The organism is Chromobacterium sp. W521 (assembly GCF_052805975.1).
Genome location: NZ_JBRBAF010000001.1, coordinates 94,356 through 112,320, shown reverse-complemented (window position 1 = coordinate 112,320; position 17,965 = coordinate 94,356). Strand labels below are relative to the sequence as shown.

32 protein-coding genes are annotated in these 17,965 nt (G+C 56.9%); 13 read left to right on the top strand and 19 right to left on the bottom strand.

The genetic code is table 11. From position 1 onward, the window contains the following. Window positions 1-92: 92 nt before the first annotated feature. The 4 genes from ACUXV1_RS00585 to ACUXV1_RS00570 all read right to left on the bottom strand — a co-directional run bounded on the left by ACUXV1_RS00585 (window position 93) and on the right by ACUXV1_RS00570 (window position 1,804). A complete protein-coding gene (locus tag ACUXV1_RS00585) occupies window positions 93-779 on the bottom strand; it encodes a hypothetical protein (RefSeq protein ID WP_446014382.1) in 687 nt (228 codons plus the stop codon). A gap of 72 nt (window positions 780-851) precedes the next feature. Then, window positions 852-1,025, bottom strand: coding sequence for a hypothetical protein (locus tag ACUXV1_RS00580; protein WP_156038778.1), 174 nt, complete (start codon window positions 1,023-1,025; stop codon window positions 852-854). Window positions 1,026-1,040: 15 nt separating this feature from the next. After that, window positions 1,041-1,241, bottom strand: a complete 201-nt coding sequence (locus ACUXV1_RS00575; RefSeq protein WP_446014383.1) for a hypothetical protein — start codon at window positions 1,239-1,241, stop codon at window positions 1,041-1,043. 80 nt (window positions 1,242-1,321) lie between these two features. Then, window positions 1,322-1,804, bottom strand: coding sequence for a hypothetical protein (locus ACUXV1_RS00570; RefSeq protein WP_446014384.1), 483 nt, complete (start codon window positions 1,802-1,804; stop codon window positions 1,322-1,324). Between the two features lie 299 nt (window positions 1,805-2,103). On the opposite strand from ACUXV1_RS00570, the gene ACUXV1_RS00565 reads away from it, so the two are divergent. After that, complete coding sequence (locus ACUXV1_RS00565) at window positions 2,104-2,892, top strand: hypothetical protein (RefSeq protein ID WP_446014385.1); 789 nt, start codon at window positions 2,104-2,106, stop codon at window positions 2,890-2,892. Window positions 2,893-2,934: 42 nt separating this feature from the next. Here the strand turns inward: ACUXV1_RS00565 and ACUXV1_RS00560 are convergent, their stop codons facing one another. The 11 genes from ACUXV1_RS00560 to ACUXV1_RS00510 all read right to left on the bottom strand — a co-directional run bounded on the left by ACUXV1_RS00560 (window position 2,935) and on the right by ACUXV1_RS00510 (window position 8,826). Next, a complete protein-coding gene (locus tag ACUXV1_RS00560) occupies window positions 2,935-3,606 on the bottom strand; it encodes a hypothetical protein (protein ID WP_446014386.1) in 672 nt (223 codons plus the stop codon). Window positions 3,607-3,670: 64 nt separating this feature from the next. Then, a complete protein-coding gene (locus ACUXV1_RS00555; protein WP_446014387.1) occupies window positions 3,671-4,282 on the bottom strand; it encodes a phage antirepressor N-terminal domain-containing protein in 612 nt (203 codons plus the stop codon). 258 nt (window positions 4,283-4,540) lie between these two features. Next, window positions 4,541-5,029 carry a hypothetical protein gene (locus ACUXV1_RS00550; protein ID WP_446014388.1) on the bottom strand — a complete coding sequence of 163 codons (489 nt, stop codon included), beginning with the start codon at window positions 5,027-5,029 and terminating at the stop codon, window positions 4,541-4,543. A 23-nt stretch (window positions 5,030-5,052) separates the two neighbouring features. After that, window positions 5,053-5,427, bottom strand: coding sequence for a DUF1064 domain-containing protein (locus ACUXV1_RS00545; RefSeq protein WP_446014389.1), 375 nt, complete (start codon window positions 5,425-5,427; stop codon window positions 5,053-5,055). Then, entirely contained in the window at window positions 5,424-5,627 is a 204-nt protein-coding gene (locus ACUXV1_RS00540; RefSeq protein ID WP_446014390.1) for a hypothetical protein, read from the bottom strand. Before ACUXV1_RS00540 ends, ACUXV1_RS00545 begins: the two co-directional genes overlap by 4 nt. After that, window positions 5,624-6,007 carry a hypothetical protein gene (locus ACUXV1_RS00535; protein WP_446014391.1) on the bottom strand — a complete coding sequence of 128 codons (384 nt, stop codon included), beginning with the start codon at window positions 6,005-6,007 and terminating at the stop codon, window positions 5,624-5,626. The genes ACUXV1_RS00540 and ACUXV1_RS00535 overlap by 4 nt, the downstream gene beginning before the upstream one ends. After that, on the bottom strand, window positions 6,004-6,810 hold the full coding sequence (locus ACUXV1_RS00530) for an ATP-binding protein (RefSeq protein ID WP_446014392.1): 807 nt from the start codon (window positions 6,808-6,810) through the stop codon (window positions 6,004-6,006). Before ACUXV1_RS00530 ends, ACUXV1_RS00535 begins: the two co-directional genes overlap by 4 nt. After that, complete coding sequence (locus tag ACUXV1_RS00525; protein ID WP_446014393.1) at window positions 6,810-7,574, bottom strand: helix-turn-helix domain-containing protein; 765 nt, start codon at window positions 7,572-7,574, stop codon at window positions 6,810-6,812. The genes ACUXV1_RS00530 and ACUXV1_RS00525 overlap by 1 nt, the downstream gene beginning before the upstream one ends. A 53-nt stretch (window positions 7,575-7,627) precedes the next feature. After that, complete coding sequence (locus ACUXV1_RS00520) at window positions 7,628-8,173, bottom strand: DNA N-6-adenine-methyltransferase (protein WP_446014394.1); 546 nt, start codon at window positions 8,171-8,173, stop codon at window positions 7,628-7,630. Further along, on the bottom strand, window positions 8,157-8,576 hold the full coding sequence (locus ACUXV1_RS00515) for a phage regulatory CII family protein (protein WP_446014395.1): 420 nt from the start codon (window positions 8,574-8,576) through the stop codon (window positions 8,157-8,159). The genes ACUXV1_RS00520 and ACUXV1_RS00515 overlap by 17 nt, the downstream gene beginning before the upstream one ends. 55 nt (window positions 8,577-8,631) lie before the next feature. Then, the gene (locus tag ACUXV1_RS00510) at window positions 8,632-8,826 is read right to left on the bottom strand and encodes a hypothetical protein (RefSeq protein WP_446014396.1); all 195 of its coding nucleotides are present in this window, start codon (window positions 8,824-8,826) and stop codon (window positions 8,632-8,634) included. On the opposite strand from ACUXV1_RS00510, the gene ACUXV1_RS00505 reads away from it, so the two are divergent. After that, window positions 8,735-9,286 (top strand): helix-turn-helix transcriptional regulator, encoded by a 552-nt coding sequence (locus ACUXV1_RS00505; RefSeq protein WP_446016823.1) that lies wholly within the window; start codon window positions 8,735-8,737, stop codon window positions 9,284-9,286. The genes ACUXV1_RS00510 and ACUXV1_RS00505 overlap by 92 nt on opposite strands. Before the next feature lie 318 nt (window positions 9,287-9,604). Here ACUXV1_RS00505 and ACUXV1_RS00500 read toward each other — a convergent pair whose 3' ends face one another. From ACUXV1_RS00500 to ACUXV1_RS00485, 4 genes are all read right to left on the bottom strand, one after another. Further along, on the bottom strand, window positions 9,605-9,928 hold the full coding sequence (locus ACUXV1_RS00500; RefSeq protein WP_446014397.1) for a helix-turn-helix domain-containing protein: 324 nt from the start codon (window positions 9,926-9,928) through the stop codon (window positions 9,605-9,607). A gap of 106 nt (window positions 9,929-10,034) precedes the next feature. Then, window positions 10,035-10,391, bottom strand: a complete 357-nt coding sequence (locus ACUXV1_RS00495) for a helix-turn-helix domain-containing protein (RefSeq protein WP_446014398.1) — start codon at window positions 10,389-10,391, stop codon at window positions 10,035-10,037. A 104-nt stretch (window positions 10,392-10,495) separates the two neighbouring features. Further along, the gene (locus ACUXV1_RS00490) at window positions 10,496-11,167 is read right to left on the bottom strand and encodes a hypothetical protein (RefSeq protein WP_446014399.1); all 672 of its coding nucleotides are present in this window, start codon (window positions 11,165-11,167) and stop codon (window positions 10,496-10,498) included. 118 nt (window positions 11,168-11,285) lie between these two features. Then, window positions 11,286-11,627 (bottom strand): helix-turn-helix domain-containing protein, encoded by a 342-nt coding sequence (locus ACUXV1_RS00485; RefSeq protein ID WP_446014400.1) that lies wholly within the window; start codon window positions 11,625-11,627, stop codon window positions 11,286-11,288. An 855-nt stretch (window positions 11,628-12,482) separates the two neighbouring features. Between ACUXV1_RS00485 and ACUXV1_RS00480 the strand changes: the two genes are divergently transcribed. The 11 genes from ACUXV1_RS00480 to ACUXV1_RS00430 all read left to right on the top strand — a co-directional run bounded on the left by ACUXV1_RS00480 (window position 12,483) and on the right by ACUXV1_RS00430 (window position 17,963). Next, a complete protein-coding gene (locus tag ACUXV1_RS00480; RefSeq protein WP_446014401.1) occupies window positions 12,483-13,205 on the top strand; it encodes a hypothetical protein in 723 nt (240 codons plus the stop codon). A 149-nt stretch (window positions 13,206-13,354) separates the two neighbouring features. Beyond that, window positions 13,355-14,098 (top strand): hypothetical protein, encoded by a 744-nt coding sequence (locus tag ACUXV1_RS00475; protein ID WP_446014402.1) that lies wholly within the window; start codon window positions 13,355-13,357, stop codon window positions 14,096-14,098. Window positions 14,099-14,109: 11 nt separating this feature from the next. Further along, a complete protein-coding gene (locus tag ACUXV1_RS00470) occupies window positions 14,110-14,250 on the top strand; it encodes a hypothetical protein (RefSeq protein ID WP_446014403.1) in 141 nt (46 codons plus the stop codon). A 76-nt stretch (window positions 14,251-14,326) separates the two neighbouring features. After that, entirely contained in the window at window positions 14,327-14,668 is a 342-nt protein-coding gene (locus ACUXV1_RS00465; protein WP_446014404.1) for a hypothetical protein, read from the top strand. A gap of 37 nt (window positions 14,669-14,705) precedes the next feature. Continuing rightward, window positions 14,706-15,602 (top strand): recombination-associated protein RdgC, encoded by an 897-nt coding sequence (locus ACUXV1_RS00460; protein ID WP_446014405.1) that lies wholly within the window; start codon window positions 14,706-14,708, stop codon window positions 15,600-15,602. A gap of 2 nt (window positions 15,603-15,604) precedes the next feature. Continuing rightward, window positions 15,605-15,886, top strand: coding sequence for a hypothetical protein (locus ACUXV1_RS00455; protein ID WP_446014406.1), 282 nt, complete (start codon window positions 15,605-15,607; stop codon window positions 15,884-15,886). Then, window positions 15,886-16,179: a hypothetical protein gene (locus ACUXV1_RS00450; RefSeq protein ID WP_446014407.1), complete on the top strand. Its 294-nt coding sequence runs from the start codon at window positions 15,886-15,888 to the stop codon at window positions 16,177-16,179. Before ACUXV1_RS00455 ends, ACUXV1_RS00450 begins: the two co-directional genes overlap by 1 nt. Before the next feature lie 105 nt (window positions 16,180-16,284). Further along, window positions 16,285-16,563 carry a hypothetical protein gene (locus ACUXV1_RS00445; RefSeq protein ID WP_446014408.1) on the top strand — a complete coding sequence of 93 codons (279 nt, stop codon included), beginning with the start codon at window positions 16,285-16,287 and terminating at the stop codon, window positions 16,561-16,563. Beyond that, window positions 16,551-16,922: a hypothetical protein gene (locus tag ACUXV1_RS00440; protein ID WP_446014409.1), complete on the top strand. Its 372-nt coding sequence runs from the start codon at window positions 16,551-16,553 to the stop codon at window positions 16,920-16,922. Before ACUXV1_RS00445 ends, ACUXV1_RS00440 begins: the two co-directional genes overlap by 13 nt. A 2-nt stretch (window positions 16,923-16,924) precedes the next feature. Continuing rightward, window positions 16,925-17,281, top strand: coding sequence for a hypothetical protein (locus ACUXV1_RS00435; RefSeq protein ID WP_446014410.1), 357 nt, complete (start codon window positions 16,925-16,927; stop codon window positions 17,279-17,281). Window positions 17,282-17,369: 88 nt separating this feature from the next. Continuing rightward, window positions 17,370-17,963: a hypothetical protein gene (locus tag ACUXV1_RS00430; RefSeq protein ID WP_446014411.1), complete on the top strand. Its 594-nt coding sequence runs from the start codon at window positions 17,370-17,372 to the stop codon at window positions 17,961-17,963. Window positions 17,964-17,965 lie beyond the last annotated feature (2 nt).

Sequence of the window (17,965 nt, the reverse complement as noted above, 5' to 3'; positions counted from 1 at the left end):
CTGTTACCCAAATTTCAAAAGTTGATAGCTAGGGATGCATCACGGCGCGCAATGCCCGTGGAACTCCACCCTCTAGGAAGGACCCATTGGAACTACCGTCCTGACGCCAGGGCCTTTGCCAGCGTGCGCCCCATCTCACGATTGAAGTGACGGTTGACCAGGGCCGCGGCCAGCTCGTGGTAACCCAGATGAGTCTCCACCGGCAGCGCATCACCGAACCGAATCAGCAGCTTGAGATGGCCGCGCTTGTCGTCCATCACCTCGTTCAATCCGCGCAGCTTCTTGCGCTTGCCGGTCAGCAGCGTCACGCGCCGTGGATCAACTGGCCGCTGCCACACGCCATTCACGATGCCGCGCTTGGTCTTCACCTTGCCAATGAAGATGTCCGGCCGGGACCTGAGCCTTGCCAGCGTGCCACGCGATAGTTGGCCGTAAGCGTTCTTCTTGATGTCCTTCGGGTTCAACAGCGCTCGCCCGTTGAGAACGTGCTGTCCGCCAGTCTCGTAGGGTGCGAGATACCGTGCTGCCTGGTCCTTAATGAAGACCATCGCCTCCTGGTTGCTCTTGCGTGCGCCGCGCATGCCCACGCTGTTGCGCGTGAACGGCGATGGATTTTTCAGCTTGTTGCGCAGTTGCTCCGTCTCGCCGGCTTGGACAATCTTGGCGACTGCTGTAAGCGCCTGAGCCGTGGCGAACGGCAGTTGGTCGCGGGCGGTCATGGACAGTTTGCGGCGCAGTTGCTGGACGTTGGTGCTGACGGAGATAAACGGCGCAGACATCGACGCCCCTCTCAGAATTAATACTTTTACTCAGTAGGGCCTTCGTTGGGCTCGGTCTGGCCCAGAAGGTGGTTATTTCATTGCCGACTTGATATCGTCAGCCAGGGACTCGACCACTTTGGCGCCCTCTTTGGCGACAGCCGCGACGGGCTTGGCCAATGCATCAGCTGCAGTGACGGCAACAGAAACTGGGGCTGCCACAACTTTAGCAGCGGCGGTGGCGATTTCTATCAGGGACTGAAACATAGGACTCTCCTGTGGTCACACCCGAACGAGCTCAGGTATCTTGTGGCGTGGGATGACGATGTAGTCGTCCGGCTGATTGCGCTCCAGGTAGTCGAAGCGGATCGTCTTCGGCCCGATGACGGCGACGCGTGCTGCTCGGCCAGAGACCATCAGCACATGCTGCCCTTCGCGCAGATGGCAGGCGTCGTAGACGGCCTTGGCCTTTTCCATGTGCATATTCGTGGCTCCAGAAACGACAAAGCCCCGCAGGGAGGCGGGGCATTTTAGGTCGATCTACAACATGGCGCATTTGGTGGTTAATCAAATATGCCAACGTCGAGACGGTTAAAGATCATTTGCTTCAGTTGTTCAATCACAGGGGTAAACCTGCCTGGAACGTCTTGGGTAGTTATGAACGTTGACCAGCCATCTCCGTCGGGAAGGGTAACGCGAAGGCGCTGACTCTCTTCGCGAAACTCAACGGCCTGGATGTATCCCAACTTAGGAAAGCTGTTGGGCGAGGTCTCTAAAACTACCCGAATCACGAATCTCAGAGAAAGATCATTGTCGCCAGGGATAAGTTGAGGGTGGAGACTTTCGAATACTTCATTTTCGTATCTCCCAATATCAACATAACGATTGATCTTTTCTTCATCTCGATAAGAGGGGGCGGGCAGTTGGAGTGACTCAGTCAGCTCAATAGTCAGCTGATTGGCTGCATTACCCAAGCGCCGCCAGTATCTGCTTCTAGCTTCATCGTATTGAGAATAGCGCTCAGTCAGGTCTTTGTAGGTAATCATGCGTTGCCTCTTGGGTTTTAGTGGAATGAGCATGATACCTTCCGTCATGGCAGTCTTGGTTGAGGTATGCCATATAATTTGCGATAAAAATGCAAAAAGCCCGAACTCTGGACGTAGTTCGGGCTGCTGTAAAAATGATAGTTCTGTAACACCAGCCTGTCAAGGTAACCCCGCTTGAAATAGGCTTTCGGCTAGTTTTCCTCAGTGGTTTCACGTCCTGATGTCACCACCCAACCAGACGCGGCCATGTCTTTGGTGTATGCTTTTGTCGTTTTTTCTCTAGTGACTGGAGGGTTGTGATGCTGCAAAAACTTGAGAATGCCTACCTGGCGATCTTGCGGTTTGTTGTCCTGGGGGTAGCGGGTCTGCTTCTAATCGGTGTTGTTATCCAACTCACGGGGGCCGCCAAGCTTCTGCAAAAAGCGCCGGATCCTATCAAGATTGAGCCGGCTGTCGCGCCCAAAGATGTCATCTCAGATATCACTCGAAAACCGTCTGAGTCCACTAAGGGAGGCACAGAAAGCAGCGCTAGAGCGAATGGAGCCAACCCGCACGACAAATACTATGGTCGCATGGTGGATGCCATTGTTCGTTATGGCAAAAGTTTCGGGAGAACTGTTGTTGATCGGGAATCTCTTATCAACGTTTTCAAGGAGGATAGCCGGATCAAGGAGTATGCATCGGGAGAGCATGCCGAAAAATACCTGGAAGGCTTAGCCAAGACCTTCGAAATAGCATCTTCTGATCAGACTGTTATGAAAGCCGCCCCTGCAAGTAACCCGTTTTCTATTTTTGATGACTTCATTCAAGGCTATACCAATAAGTTCAAACAGCAACTAGACGAGGCCAATGAAAAGAACGCCAACGCCATGACGACTTACCAGATGGAAAAGGCGAATGGCTTGCAATCGCTCTACTATGCGGGCGGTGCTTTCGGCGCATTCTTGCTGATCGTGTTCTTGTCCATCTTCATCCGGATTGAGCGCAACCTGCGAAATCTGGAGCGCTTGCCGGTAGAAGCAAAGCCTACAGGCACACCAGCCTCTAAGGTGAAACCTGCTGACCTGGCGGAAAACGTCACACAGTAAGAAAGGTAAGGCCCGCGAAAGCGGGCCTTTCTGCTTATGCCATCACGCCATAGACTTCTTGACATCTTCAATCAGCTTCTCAGGGAAAGCGACTTCCTGCTTTACTCTTGTCCACTCTCGTTTCAGAATCACCTCTGATATCTGCATAGCTTCTTCGATCAAGCTCTCAACCTCTCTTGAATTAACCGTTGCACTTTCCTGTGATTCAAAAAGCTGTAACTCTTTTAGTTTTTTGCGTATATTATTCAAGCAGTCTCTGAGCAGAATGTGATCTGCTTCCTTTGCGTTCAAGCGTAGTAGTATCTTAAAGTGTTTTTCTTGATGTTCTCTATCGCGCACACCAATATCTTTGTTGAAATCATCTATCAAAGAGATACATCTATTGTTCGCTTTATCTTCCTCGATGTCATTGGGTGGTTGTCTCTGAACCCTATAAAGCCGATCCATCTCCTCCCGAACTATATTCCATTTGCAAACAATCTCCTGTGTCAGGGCGAGGTATGGTGCGATGTCAGACCTTAATTCGTCAATCCATTTTTGCCGTTTGTCTGCAACAAATGATGCTGTGCTTCTATTTGATACAAGGCGTTGAACATCAATGTTTTTGCTTGCTTGATTTCTAAGTTGAATTCTATTTCTTTTTGCTATCCATAACTGAGCAAATATGCCGAGAAAAGCAATCACTATTTGGATAAAGGTGGTATCGATTTCCATTAAAAATTCATTGTCTCGTAAGTGTCAGAAGGGGACGGAGCCCCTTCCATATTGCAAGGTCAATTCAGCGGGGTAGGCGCTGCCTATCATTTAGTGCTCGATACCCAGCAAACTGGATATCCAGCATGATGCCATTGGTAATTTCATCAGGGTATGTCCCAAGCCAAAGCTTGTGCATGGCATCAATTTCAGTTTCCGCGCGGTTGCTCAGGTGCATATTGACGATCGCCATGTAGCCCGCCCAGGCGTGCTTGTACACGTCGCGCACCACGCCTTCCGAGTAGATTACCGCGTCAGAGGGGATGAGAGGCGAGCGAGCCAGGGGCTCAGCCCTCTTGGCCTGGGTCCAGTGCTGCCAGAGCACGTCGTCGCATTCGGCCTGGTACTGGATGATGCGGTCGCGCAGTTCGGGGCGAACTTTGTTGGGGCTGATGCTGTAGAGCCACGCCGCGAGCTTACGCAGAAGAAGGCAAGTCATTGCCCGCTGTTTTCCATCCTCGGCAACCATCACCATTTCGGTGATGCTTGACTTGAATCTCTCCAGTAATTTTCGGTGCTGAACTTGCCATGCGAGTCCCATGCCTTCAATGATGGGCTTCATGGGAGTGTAGGCTTCGCCGTTGTATTCGACGATGAATAGGGTATTGCCTTGGAATGAGACAGTAATGGGGGTCATGATCGTTCTCCGTTTTCAGTCGGATTGACCGCCGCCATATGGGCGGCCGGGAGGCTGAAAACTGTGAACGCACAGCGGGCAGATTTCCCCTTGCGGGTATTGTATAGCTGCCGCCCTCCCGGCCTAAGCCGATGCACGCAGTCCAGACGGACTACGGGCGTAAAAAATCCACGGCTGACGGGCGTGGGAGCTTCCGGCGTTCAAGAGTTTTCAGTCTCTTGCCGCGGAATGTAGCCCCGCCAGCCTGTGGTGTCAACCTCACGCCACCGCGGTGGCCTTGTACCTCAGGTTTTGCAGAATGCCGGCAAGCGATTCCTCCAGTGCGGCATACGCCTGATGCATCATGCGCTCCAGGTCGCGGACAACGGTTTTCTCGTAGCGGTGCAGCGTCATGTGGCTTGTGCCGTGACGATCGGCCAGGTTGCGGCAGCCGGGGCCGGCGCCGGTGGCCCACTTGCGGATGATGTCCAGATCGGTCTTGTAGCCGAAGCGGCAGGGGGTATGGGTGGTCAGGTAGATCATCTCGGTGTCGCGCTGGACGTGTAGCGCCCACAGCACCGCGCGCTGCTCGACTGGCAGGCGGTTGATTTTTGCCATGACCATGGCCGCCTGTGTCTTCAGGTCGTAAGGCGACAGGCCGTCAAAGGCGGCAGAGGTGGTTGAGCCGTACTTCTGCACCTGAACCATCACCACCGTTTCCATTTGAAAAGCCCAGCCCACCAAACTTTTTACCGACGAAAAATTCATAGCTCCCCCGAGTATCGTTATTGTTAGAACTCTTCGATGGACCAGCCACCACCGTCTTTCTTAGCCCTGACCTGCACCGCGATAAACCGGAACGGGTATTGATCAGCGGCGATCTTGATCTTGGCCCGCGCATCGTCCTGCCAGTAGCCCTTGACCTCGTGCATCTCGATCTGGCCATTGGCGAGCATCACAGCGAAGTCCGGCGTATAGAACGTGCTGTCAGCCAGCCGCAGCTTGACGCCCTCGAACTTGAACCAGGCAACCTCGCCGGCGAAGCGCCGCTGATCCAAGGCCTGGGCGTAAGCTGCTTCGGTCTTGTTCATCACACCAGCGGGGAGACGGCCAAGAGCCTGCACTCGTGCTTTGCTGCTGGGCTGTTTCTTGAAGTTCAGCATCATTTCCCCTTGGCCTTGTCTGCGGCGTGCTGCTCGCAGGCTTTCTTGAAATCGTCGCTCGGGCCGGCGCCAACGGCCAACATGACGCCATTCGGTGCAAAAGCGCGGTAAAGTGCGCCCGCGGCAGACTCATTGCCCAGGCGCTCAATCCGATACCCGTTCCATTCGAGGGTGTCTTCGTCAGTCCTGATCCACTCGCTCACTTGGCAATCTCCTTTAGCCGGGCCTTGTCGATCACCACCACACCAGCCAACACCAGCAGCTCCAGCGTCTGGACGATGGCGCGGTCCATCTCGCGCCGGCGGTGCTCCAGCGTCCAGCGGTTGCCGTTGTCGATTGAGTCGTGGCAGTGGATGCAGAGCGCCGCAGTGAGGCAGTCGGGTGTCTTCAGCCCCATACCTTTGCCTTCATTGCGGTGTGCGACTTGAACATCCCCGGAGCTGCCGCAGCGCACGCACTTGCGGATAGTGCCGACGGCGGCCAGCCAATCTTTGTTCTCTCGGAAGTCCTGGCGCCGGCCGGTGCAGATAGGGTCAAAGCCAGGGCGCGGGACGATTTTGGAGGGGCGGGCGGTGGCGCTCATGCGGCTTCCTTCGCGCGGTAGTCTTCCCAGTCGAACACCAGTACCTCGCAGCCATCTTCCTTCAGGCGGCTGAAGAGGCGAGTGCCGATGCAGTCCTTGATGCCGTCGCGGTCCAGGTTGCTCAGGAATATCGTTGGCTTGCGCGCCTCGTAGCGGCCATTCACCACGGCGAATAGCGAGCGGTGTTCCGTTTCCGTGCCGGACTGGATGCCTACTTCGTCGATAATCAGCAAGTCGGGGTAGGTGAACAGCCCAATCGTGGCGCTTTCGCTCATAGCGCTGGAGAAGCTTTTCGCCTCCCGGATCCGGCGCGCCATGTCGTCCAGGGTGGTGAAAACGGCGGTGCGCTTGAAGCGGTGCATGATGCGCAGGGCAATAGCGCAGGCCAGGTGAGTCTTACCGGTGCCGATCTCGCCCAGGAAGATGGCGCAGCGTCCGGAGTGGCCGGCCTCGAACTCGGCGGCGTAGGCCTCGCAGAATGCGAGGGCGGTCTGCTGCCCCTCGCAATCCGGCCGGTAGTTCTTCAGGCCGCGGTCTTGGAAGCGGGGAGGGATGCCAGAGTCCCCAATGGCGCGCAGCCAGTCGGTGCGCTTGCGCTCCTCGGCAAACCGGGCATCAATGGCGCGTTGGGCTGCCTCCTCGGCGGTCTTGGCTTCCTCGGCGCAGATCGGGCAGCGGGTCCAGACGCGGCCTATCGGGTTCCGGGACTCGAATTCGCCATGGCGCTCGCAGATTTCCTTGCGGGGCGGCTGCCCCTGGCTCAATGCGCCCAGGGCGGCGCCAATGTGGGTCAGATCGCTCATCACAGTTTCCCGCTTTTGCCGTAGTCTTTGGGGAGGTCGTTGGGGCGGCGGTGCGCCGGCTCGGCGTAGTCGGACTTCACCGGGAACAACCCCTGCCAGGAATTGAACACCGACTGCTCCAGCACAGCGCGGGGGTCGTGGCCCTCTGCGCGGAGCGACACCAGCTTGTCCACGGCGAGGCGGGCAGCATGGTCGGTCATCGGCTTACGGAGTTTCTTGCGCATCTCGACGAATGCGGTCCAGGCATCCACCGGCAGCCACGAGGGGAGCTCATGCGCGGTATTGGTGGTTAATTGACTGTTGCTTTTGGTTCTTGACTGTTCGGGTGACATAGCTGTGTCACCCTTTCTGTCGCAGATGTCACCCTTTATGCTCTGGATGTCACCCTTTTTGTCGCAAATGTCACCCTTTTGAAAGGGCGTCAAAATGTCACCCTTTTCGTCCGATGACAAAATGTCACCCTTTTCAGTGAGCGAGATGTCCTCGCCGGCTAGCCAATCGGGGCTGATGCAGTACTCGTTGGTGATGCCGCGGCCGCCACGCGTCTCGGACATCAGGATCAACCAGCCTGCGCGTACTAGGCGATCCAGCTGCCGCTGAACGGTTCGGCCAGACTGACGGGTCTTCTGTGCCAGGCTCTGGACGGAAGGGTAGATGTGCGATCCGTCATCGTGGGCGTGGTCTGCCAGCTTCAAGGCCAACACCATCAAGCCGCCACCCTCGGGGAAGCGGTCAAACACCGCATTCATCACTTTTACGCTCATTACACCCCCCTTTCCAACACCGGCAGCTCCAAGACTTTGCTTGTCGACATTGCTTATCCCTCGTACTTGTTCCGGCGCCGGCCGGCGACTGCTTCAACCGTTGCCGGCTTCAACTTGCGGGCGCCAGGCACCTTCAAGGCCACCAACTTCGCTGCGCCCAGGTGATTGGGTCTGAAAACGACCACCACCGCCGGGAATGGAGCTTTGGCGCGGCTGCCATCAAACTGCAGCCTTTTGTCCAAGCAACGGATCTCGGACGCCCACATTGCGTATTTGTGCCACCAGCGGGTGTCTGTCCTGGCTGGGACCAAGCAAACCACCATGGCGCCGGCGCGCGCGCTCTTCAACGCCTTCTCCATCCAAAATTTGATGCCATGCCCGAATGGCGGATTCATCCATACCGTTTCGCTTACCCAGGACTGTGAGAGTCCGTCGTCCGCCCGGGTGTAGTAACGCGGGCATTTGGCGTTGCTCGGCGTGGCGCACACATCAACGGTGAACTGGAATTCAGCGTGCAGTTCGTCGAACAACTGCTGCGGTGTCGGCCACTCGTCGGTGTCGCTGCGGAAGTGGACCGAGGCGTCAGTCATCGATTTCATGTGCCAGCCTGGCTAAATAGCCCTGCAGCTTGTTGATCTTCTTTCGCATATCCGCTCCGATGAAGCTGCGAAGCTGAACAACAGACCGGTGGATGTCTTTTTCGGAGTCATTGCCCTTTGTGGCATCCGTCAGCAGCGAGAGCAGAGCGCGGTCGGCGTTGTCCACCGAATCCGGCATGGGGGAGATCAGATAGCCGAACTCATCGGCCATGGCCTGCAGAATTCGGTGGTCACCGGTCAGGCTCATCAGCTCCACGGCCTCAGGCAGGTAGAACCAGCGGCTGTCATCGTTGGGATTTGCCTTTGCGCGGATAACCCCCTCCGGGCTGCCCAGGCGTTCGGCGATGACCTTTGCCCCACCGTTGGCATGAACGGTTTTGTGAACAGCGTCATTCACGTTCATTTGTGTTTATTCCTAAAAAATGATCATTTTTTAAGGGACGGGCTTTTGTCATACTTCACTCAACAGCAGCGGACATGACCCGCTTTTGCAGGTTGATCAACTTGGTGCCTATTTCGAACGACAGACGCTTTCCCCTCTTGCCCTGTGCCAAGGCGTTAATGAGAGAGAGAGAGCATCCTGCCTCTTTGGCAATCGTCTCGCGATCTACACCCAACGAAACGAGGGATGAAATGATGTTGGTCCAGTCCATGAATCCATTACAACACATACGTGTTAATTTCGCCAATAGTTTCTCTCCACTTTTGAACACCATCGTGTTTCGCGAAGTGGATAGCATGTTGCGTATGAACACATACGGTGAAAGAGTCCGCGCTCGGAGAATTGAGCTCGGCATGAGCCAAACCGATTTAGCAAAGCTGATCGGGGCCAAGAACCAGTCGACTATCGGCAATATCGAGAATCGCAATGGATCGTCGAGGTATACGCTCGAGCTATCCAAAGCTCTTCGAGTCAGCTATGAGTGGCTGGAAACGGGCGAAGGCGAGAAAGAATTGATCCTGAAAACTGACCCCGCGCTGGGGGCAGGTGAGACCATCGTTGCCAAGAATCTGGACGAGCTGGCTGAAGCCGTTGGCGCCATGGACACCGAAAAGCTGCACGCCTTCCTCGCCAAAGTGATGGATCACGCATCAAAGAAAAAGGCGCCGTAGGCCGGCGCCTTCTCACGATTACAGCCCGAACCTCTTCATGATCGATTCGGTGTTTCCTACCTTCTGCACGATGAACTCCCCACTCTTGAGCAGGCTGACCAGCAGCTGAGCAACCGGTCGGTCGTCATCGTCATGGCAGTTGATGACTGCCCGGTAGTGATGGCAATTCTGAGCATGAATACAAGGTGCTGCCGCGCTTCCACAAGTCATTTCCACTCCGTTCGTTATCTGCCGCCCATGTCCTAGGCTGTGGGAGTAGTGTGCGACTGAAGCATGCAAAACGCGAAATCAGTACAGATTTGTTGCTGTTCACTTTTGCTACATTTTTGTAGCAAGAAGACCCTCGGCGAGGGTGATCATCGCGTTGACGTGGCTGGTATCAAGGTCAGTAGACAGGGCAAAAAGGATCTGGCAGCGCATCATGTGGTCGTGATCGATCTCAGACCCGCGCTGGAGGTGGTCAACGCTGACGTTCAAGTATGCGGCGAGTCTGGAAATCTGTTCGTCGTCAGGCATTTGGGATTTTAACCAGCGATTTACAGTAGACCGGTGTACCTGGAGGTGGGAGGCAACGGCTGTGACTGTTGTGCCGCGGGACTCGATGGCTGCCCGCAGTCTTGCGTGGAAAGTCTCTTCTGGCACGTGCGCATGTTAAGCGTTTTTACTTAGTTTTAACAATAGCAGTGCCAGGTAGTGCTGGCGCACACTTTTGTAGCAAAAAGAGTGACGCTAATGCGCAACAGTGCGGTCAGATTGGCTTGCGGCGCTCGGCCTGTTTTTGAAGAAGCAGCGTGATCAGCCGGCCGACGTCTTCGGGCCCGCGGTCTAGAAGCTTCTCCGCGAGGTCATCCAAGGACTCTGCGGAGACATAGGCAGACTCAGATGGAACAACGGGTTCTCGGGGGCCCTTGCCGGCGTACAGCCAGTTCGGGTTCAAGTTGAGCGCTTTCGCCAGGGAGAAGAACACCTCGGTTGTGGTGTCCAGGCCATTGCTTTCAATGGTTGAGAGTGTGGAGCGGCCAATGCCGACTTTCCTTGCCAACTGCTCTTGCGTCCACCCGCGTGCTTCGCGCGCTGCTCTAATGCGCTCACCGTACTGTTCCATGCCCGAAATGATGGGCTATGGGTTTGCTCGTATGCTGACAAGTTGGGTCGTAATATTGACATTGTAGGGCAGGCAAAAGCCCGCACTCGGCGGGCTTGTCTTGGTTACTTCTGCGGCGGAGGTGCCGCGATCAGCTTGTCCAGCTTCTTGTCGATCTCGTCAAGCCGCGCCTCTCTCTTCTGAAGTTCTGTCTGGGCCTTGTCGATGGCTTGGGCTGTGTTCTTGCCGGACTCGAATGAGGCGACCATGTTGCTCAATACTGTTGAATTGAAGGCAGCAACCCCAAGAACAATTGCAAGCACTGTCGAGAGGGCGGTCACAATGATCGTCGTTTTTAGGCTCTTGATGGAGTCTTGGGTCTCTTTGCTCGCGGCCAAGAACCCATCCATCTTGTCCTCGATGCGTTGGACTTTAGAGTCAAGCCTGGTCTCGATCAGCTCGAGTTTTGCGTCCAGTTCTTCACGTGTTGGTGCGGTGCTCATGTCTTGATTATGTTGCTCGTAAGAGGTGGACGCAAGGCTTTGCTCTAATGATGGCTCATTTCGAGGCGGTGTTTTGGCTTCTTCACCGGATGGATTGGGGGTAAATCGCCAATGTGTGCCCCTAAGGGCGTCGCGCATTTCTCTTGATACTCCAGCGACGAGTTTTGCTGTATCTAACGACGGATCAAATCTTAATTTGGTATGACCATACTTTTCAGATGGGGCTTTTGACTCTTTGGCCCCCGTTCCTGTTGCCTTAATTGTTGCTTTTCCCTTTTGGCGGCTCTCTGCCATTTTAGTCTGCCTTTTACTGTAATAATTATGGCGTATTGGCTACATACTACTGCCCAGCGCTGCTGTCTTGTCCAGGTATCGCAAGTAAAGCGGTTACAAGGGTTTTCAAAAGCATTGCTCAATTTCCCATGTTGTCGATTTCGTTTGAGCGGGAGGTTGCCTTCAAGGCTTCAAGTATGTCCGCTACCTTTTCTAAATCAGCGGTTCTCATCCCGTGTAGGGCCTCTAAAACCCTGCAAATCACCGGATTTTCCCTGGCTTCAATGCCATATGTCAGCCACGCAGCATCAACCCCCAAAGCTTCTGCCAAAGAGCTCATATCGTTGATGTTTGGGGTGTTTCGGCCATTCATCCAGCACGCGAGTGTGCTCTGGGAGCGGCTCATGTGGGCTGCGACAACCCGTTGGGTCAACCCCTTGGTGAGCATCACTTCGCGGGTACGGTCTTTCCAGCTTTTCATTTCTTCACAGCACTCATCTCAATGACCTGTGTGACGTTGGCATTTTACATGCCGAGCCTTGTAAAACCCATCCCAATGTCGTCAAGCAAGGGTGATGCGTTCGTCAGCTAAACACAATTGTGTGGAATCTTAACAACACGGGGAGAGTTTTTTTTGTCAGCAAATAACACTTATGTGTTGACTTCATCTAACACGATTGTGATACTTGGGTCACCAGCCCAGCACACCGGGCACCGATCTCAAACAACCTACAAATACGGACGCCGCTCGCCGGCGCAGGCCTCTGGCAAGAGAACTGCAAACGAGCGGCAGCCGACCAGCATGCAAACTGATGCGACCAGCGGCGCTGCGCGATGAAGCGGAGGCGGTGAGCGGGAGGGCCCCAAGGTGGCCAAGACGCAGAGGATGGGAGCAGGGTGGTCGGAACAAGAGCCGCTTCTAAACGAGGCGGCACATTGAAGCGGAATGCGCAGGCTGATGCGCGACTAGAAGGGTGGCCGGCGGTGTCCGATCCGCCGCGAGATTTTCCACCTGGAAGGAACAATGCCGGAGATCACAGCACCGGCCCGCTTCAATGTGCAGTAGCAAGACTGGTGACCACGGCCAGGCAACCGAGCAAAGGACGCGAACGGGTGGAGGTGAGTCGTAGCCCACGGAAAGCGCAGGACAGGCAGCTACCGCCCCCTATTGAAGCTAGGCCCGATGACAAGGGCGGCGAAAGGGCAACGCAGACGGCCGGGCAGTCACCTGGCGCCGGACAACGTAACCGGCACAAATTCCCCCTGCTTCTCCTTGCCGCCCGTGCTCATTCCAGTCGGGCGTCTTCTTTTTGCAAGACAAGAAAAGGTATCAACCATGCAATTGAACATCGATATCGAAAAAATGGTGGCCGATGCCATCGCCGCCAAGTTGGCGCCCGAGGCGCTGCAGCCCATCATCGAAAAGCATGTGGGCGAGGCTGTTCAGTCGGCTATCGAAGGGCAGTTCCGCTATAACAGCGACTTCCGCAAAGGCCTGGAGCAGCACATTACCGGCCACATGCCGAAGACTTACGCCGACATGGGCTATTTCGGTGACTTCGTGTCCAAGGCTGTTGTAGCCAAGCTGAACGGCATGATGGCCGACCAAGCCGCCAAGGTGATCAACCCCATGCTGGAAGAAATCACCAAGCCGTTGCCGGCCGAAATGAAGATTGGCGAGCTGTTGCAGATGCTGTTTGACGACTTCAATGACACGTCGGAAAGCTACGCCGAGAAAAACAGTTACCCGACCTTCATCATCAACCAGAGCTATCCGGACAGCAGCGCGTTGCGCGGCTACATGAGCGTGAGCATTGACCCAGAGGAAAACAAGTCGCGCTATTCCTGCAAGTACAAGCTGTGCTTTGATGGCGACGGCCACGTCACCACCATTCACGTTGACGACGTGAAGATCACCGAGGGACTGATTGCCGGTCGCATGTTTGGCATTTCCCGCATGTTGCTGCAGCTGTACAGCCAGCAGGTGAAGGTAATCTTCGACCGCACCGACTTTGACGGTGAATTCCAGTACCGAGACCCAGACGGCTACGACGACTAATTGCGTGAATGTCCCACCTGGGCCACTCGCAATAAACAGGCGCGGACGGCCTGAGTAAAACGGCTCTCGGGGCCAGTGTGGCCCCAACCCTATCGTCCCTGCGTTTAGCCCCGCCTCGTGCGGGGCTTCTTTTTCAAGCTGGAGAAACCATGCAAATCACTATCGACATGCTCAAAGAATGGGGCGCGTGCCGCGACGGCGTTGATCGATTTATTGAGGCGTTCCCGGAGGGCGCTGCTGAATATCAGGACGTGCTCAATAAAGCCGCTGAGCTTGATCACGCTGGCGATGCAAGCTGGTTGATGTCGAAGGTTGGCAGCGTCGATTCTGTTCTTGAAATTGAAGGCGAGTGGACTGGGAAGAATTTGTTCTTTGCTGGCCACGTCATCATCAAAGGCCATCTGAAGGTTGAAGGGTATTTGCTGGCTGGCCGGGGCATCAAGGCTGGCGAGGGCATCGAGGTTGGCCGGGGCATCAAGGCTGGCGAGGGCATCGAGGCTGGCCGGGGCATCGAGGCTGGCTGGGGCATCGAGGCTGGCCGGGGCATCGAGGCTGGCTGGGGCATCGAGGCTGGCGAGGGCATCGAGGCTGGCTGGGGCATCAAGGCTGGCGAGGGCATCGAGGCTGGCCGGGGCATCAAGGCTGGCGAGGGCATCGAGGCTGGCCGGGGCATCAAGGCTGGCTGGGGCATCAAGGCTGGCTGGGGCATCGAGGCTGGCCGGGGCATCGAGGCTGGCCGGGGCATCGAGGCTGGCGAGGGCTACGGGATATTCGCCGGCATTCGGATTCGTCTTTTGGACTGGAGTATCCACGCAACAGTTTCTGCCGGTGCGAAGCCGGAGAACTTGGTTTCAGGCTTCTGGAAAGAGCAGAAACAGGCCGAGGCCGCTTAACGGGAGGTGGTATGCGCTTCACCGAAATCATCATTGGCTGGATCAGCGACGAAGTTGCCGCGCATCTCCGCCGCCAGGGCAAGCGCCTGCATTTCGAATTCGTGAGCCGGCACGGTCAGCCGGTTCACACCATCCGCCGGGTCGCGCTGTGAGATCAGCCTTCATCAACCTGCTTGTTTGCTCCGCCGTGGTGGTTGTCCTCGCCGTGGCCGGGCAGTGGGGGTAGTCATGTTCCGCAAATGTTTGTTCTCTGCTGCGCTGAAGCACACCAGCCAGCAGCTGATCAAGTCGCTGCAGCAGTTGGAGGACCGACGCGAGGACTTCGAACTGGTCGAAACCATCGCCTTAGAACTAGTGGCCGTGGGTGTTGATGCCTCGGCGGCATTCCACCCGCCGGCCACGCCGTTCTTGCGTGTTAACGGATGGGGTGTTGCAGATGTCGAGACGCGACTCAAATCGGTTGCTTCAACTCTTGGTCTAGCTGTTGCACGTAACGGCACCGAAGGCTGGTTGCTGGTAGCGACCGGCGCCGGCGGGCCGAAGCTGGCGATCGAGGTCGCCGCGTCTTAATTCATGCGGCTGATCGCCGCCCATCAAGGAAATTCGAATGACCTGGTTTAAACAAGCATCGTTCTACTGCCTCGGTGCCAGTGTCGACAGCGCGCTGTTGACTGCCGCGCTGGAGAAGCGCCCCTTCACACAGCCTGCAGGCCTGGATTGGTTTGGCGAGGGCTGGGGCGAGATCGCATCGTTCCACAGCGTGCCGGTGATGAGTCTCCAACAGCGGCATTTCGTTCGGCTGAAGCGAGAAGACAAGGTTCTGCCGACGGCGGTGATCCGCAAGGCCGTCGATACCAAGGTGGCCGAGATCGAGGCCAAGGAGTTGCGCACGGTCGACCGCAAGGAAAAGCTGGCGCTGAAAGAACAGATCACCGATGACCTGCTGCCGCGGGCGTTCACACGCCAGTCAAGCCTGATGGGCTATGCCGACAACACCAGCAAGATTCTGGTGGTGGCGTCGGCGACGTCGGCGCGCGCCGAGGGCTTTGTCAGCAAGCTGCGCGAGGCCTTGCCACCGTTCCCCGCCACGCTGCCGCGCACCAGGATCGCACCGCACACCGCGATGACGGATTGGCTGGCCGCCGGCGCGGCGCCGCAGGGCTTCGAGCTGGGCAGCGATGCGGTGCTGAAGGATTGCGGCGAGAACGGAGCAACGGTGAAGGTGAGTCACATCGACCTGACCGCGGACGAGATCCGCCAGCACATCGACACCGGTAAGCAAGTGACCCGGATAGATCTGATCTGGCAGGAGAAGATCCGCTTTCAGCTGACCGACACCCTGCAACTGCGGCGCATCCAGTTCCTGGATCTGCTGCAAGACCAGGCCAGCCAGGCCGGCGAAGACCGCGAGTCCCTGCTTGAAGGGACGCTCACCATCATGTCGGAAGAACTCGGCAGCCTGATCGCGGACGTTGTCCGTGTTCTGGGCGGCCTGGAGGATTGATCATGGTTGATCTGGATGAACTGGAAATTGTGAAGGCAAAGCTCGCTGCAGTGGACATGACCCTGCATCTGGAGCGCCGCGCGCTGGCTGTGATGACCGAGCAACGCGATGCTATTACCCGTGATTTTCGGGACAGCGTTGAAGAAGCCAAACGCATGGACGGTGCGCTCGTCGAGAAAACGCTGCTGTGCGACAACCTGATGCTTGCAAACATGTTGCTGCATCGTCATGCCATGCAACTGATGGCTGAAAACCTGGCATTGCGGCTGGGGAGGGCGGCGTGATGTACCCCGACATCAAGAGCGAGCCCCGGATCGTGCCCGGCCTCGCACACCTCTTCTATAAGCCTGAGCCGAAGAAGCGGCGGCCCGCGGGTGCGCGGTACTCGCTGGATCGTGTTGAGCACCGGGTCGAAGACATGCCGCGCGGCGAGTTCACGAGCGCGGACGTGGCTAAGTTGCTGTGTCTGAGCATCGAGTCCGCCCGGCTGATCTGCACTGATGCTGTCAACGCTGGGTTGCTGCGGATTGTGCGGAGGGAGCGGCAGCTCAAGATCTACAAGAAGGTGAGCCCATGACCGAAGACGACCTCGCTGCCTGGCGCCGGCTCAATCCCGGCGCTCCGATCAACCAGCCGATCAACCAGCCGCCCAAGTGGGCGGCTTTGCTTTTGGGGTGAGTGTATGGACCCGCAGCAAACGCAAGATCCGCCCGACGAGCCGCTACGCATCGTCATCACCGCTGACAAAGTCGAGATTTTCCACTTTGACCGGCCGGCGGAGCCAGGCCACGGCCACGACTGCCGCACGGCAACGCATGAGGCCATCGCGTGGGCTATCCGCCGACTGGGCGAGGAGCTGGAGCACTCGACCGCGTTCTACCGGACCGGCGATTGGGAGAAGACCAACATCGAGATGAACGAAGACAACGAAGGCCCGGAGGAATGGAAATGTCCCACCTGATTGAAGCACCCGACACCGGCGCTGCCCTGGCCGGCCTGAACGAAGCCCACGCTAGCGGGCTTTTTAACCCCTCCGAGGAGCAGACCATGAACAACAGCATCAACGGCATCCGAATCTTCGAGATGAACGACTGCGACTGGGTTGTCGCGCGCTCCGAGCAAGAGGCGCAGGCCTACTACAGGGATCTGAATGGCGAGGACGATGCTCCGCGCGCATTGACAGCCAGGGAGCTGGACAGCCTGCAATATCACATTGAGGACAGCATGCGTAGCCCGACCATCAGCTTCCGCGCGCGCTTGCAGCAGATCGTGGACAACGGCGAGGCGGTTCCGAACCTGTTTGCATCGACGGAGTTTTAACCATGAACCCTCTGATCCAATTGGCCGAAGAAGTAGAGCGGGCGGCTAGTACAGACTGCAGCCCCGAGTGCATGTCCATCGCAATTACTGCGCTTATTGCCGGTGCAAAGCTTGCCGCCAAACGGCACCAGGAAGAATCCGAAAAATGGCAGTGGCTACTTCACGACAACCTCGCGGCGATGCAAGCCGCGTGGATTGAGTGGAAGCACGGAGAAGGCGCGGATGCGGCAATGGAATGGATCGAGAACTCTCTTGACGGTCCTGACCTGATCCCCAGCGAGGACGCGCCGAACAGCCAGAACGCCCAGGCTTGGTACGACGCCAACTGCTCGCAAGCGCTGAAGAAGACCACCACGTGACCGGCCGCTGAGTCCACACCGGCTATCGAGATGGCCGGATTGTTCTTCGATGGGTCGCCGCGGCGGCCCTTACTTATTGGGAGTGAGCATGAAAGAACACCCGATGCTGTACACCGGCGCGATGGTTCGCGCAGTCCTGGCGGATGCAAAGACCATGACGCGGCGGATGATGAAGGTGCAGCCCAGCGAAGGCTCTACAGTCACGGTTGAGCGATACGAGCCGGCCATCGTTTCCCGAAACGGTGAGTTGGTGCCAGGCCCGGAAGTGTTTGGCGCGCACTGGGGTGATGGTGAGTTTGGCCTCGTGTGCCCCTACGGCCAGCCCGGCGACAGGATTTGGGTGCGGGAGACTTACGCCGATGCCGGCTGCCGTTTGACATACCGTGCCGACGAAGACGACGGCGCGCACTGCGTTGTTGAAAAGTGGATTCCATCGATCCACATGCCGCGGGCAGCCTGCCGCTTGGTTCTGGAGATAACTGACATCAGGGTCGAGCGGCTGCAGGACATCACTTACGGCGACGCGCAGGACGAAGGCTGGCCGCCAATGGTAGACGGCAAGCCCAATCCTCACGACCCAATCACATGGTTCAAGCTGCTATGGGAAGAGCTCTACGGAGCCGGCAGCTGGGATGCGAACCCATATGTGTGGCGAATCTCGTTCAAGAAAGTGGAGGCGTGACC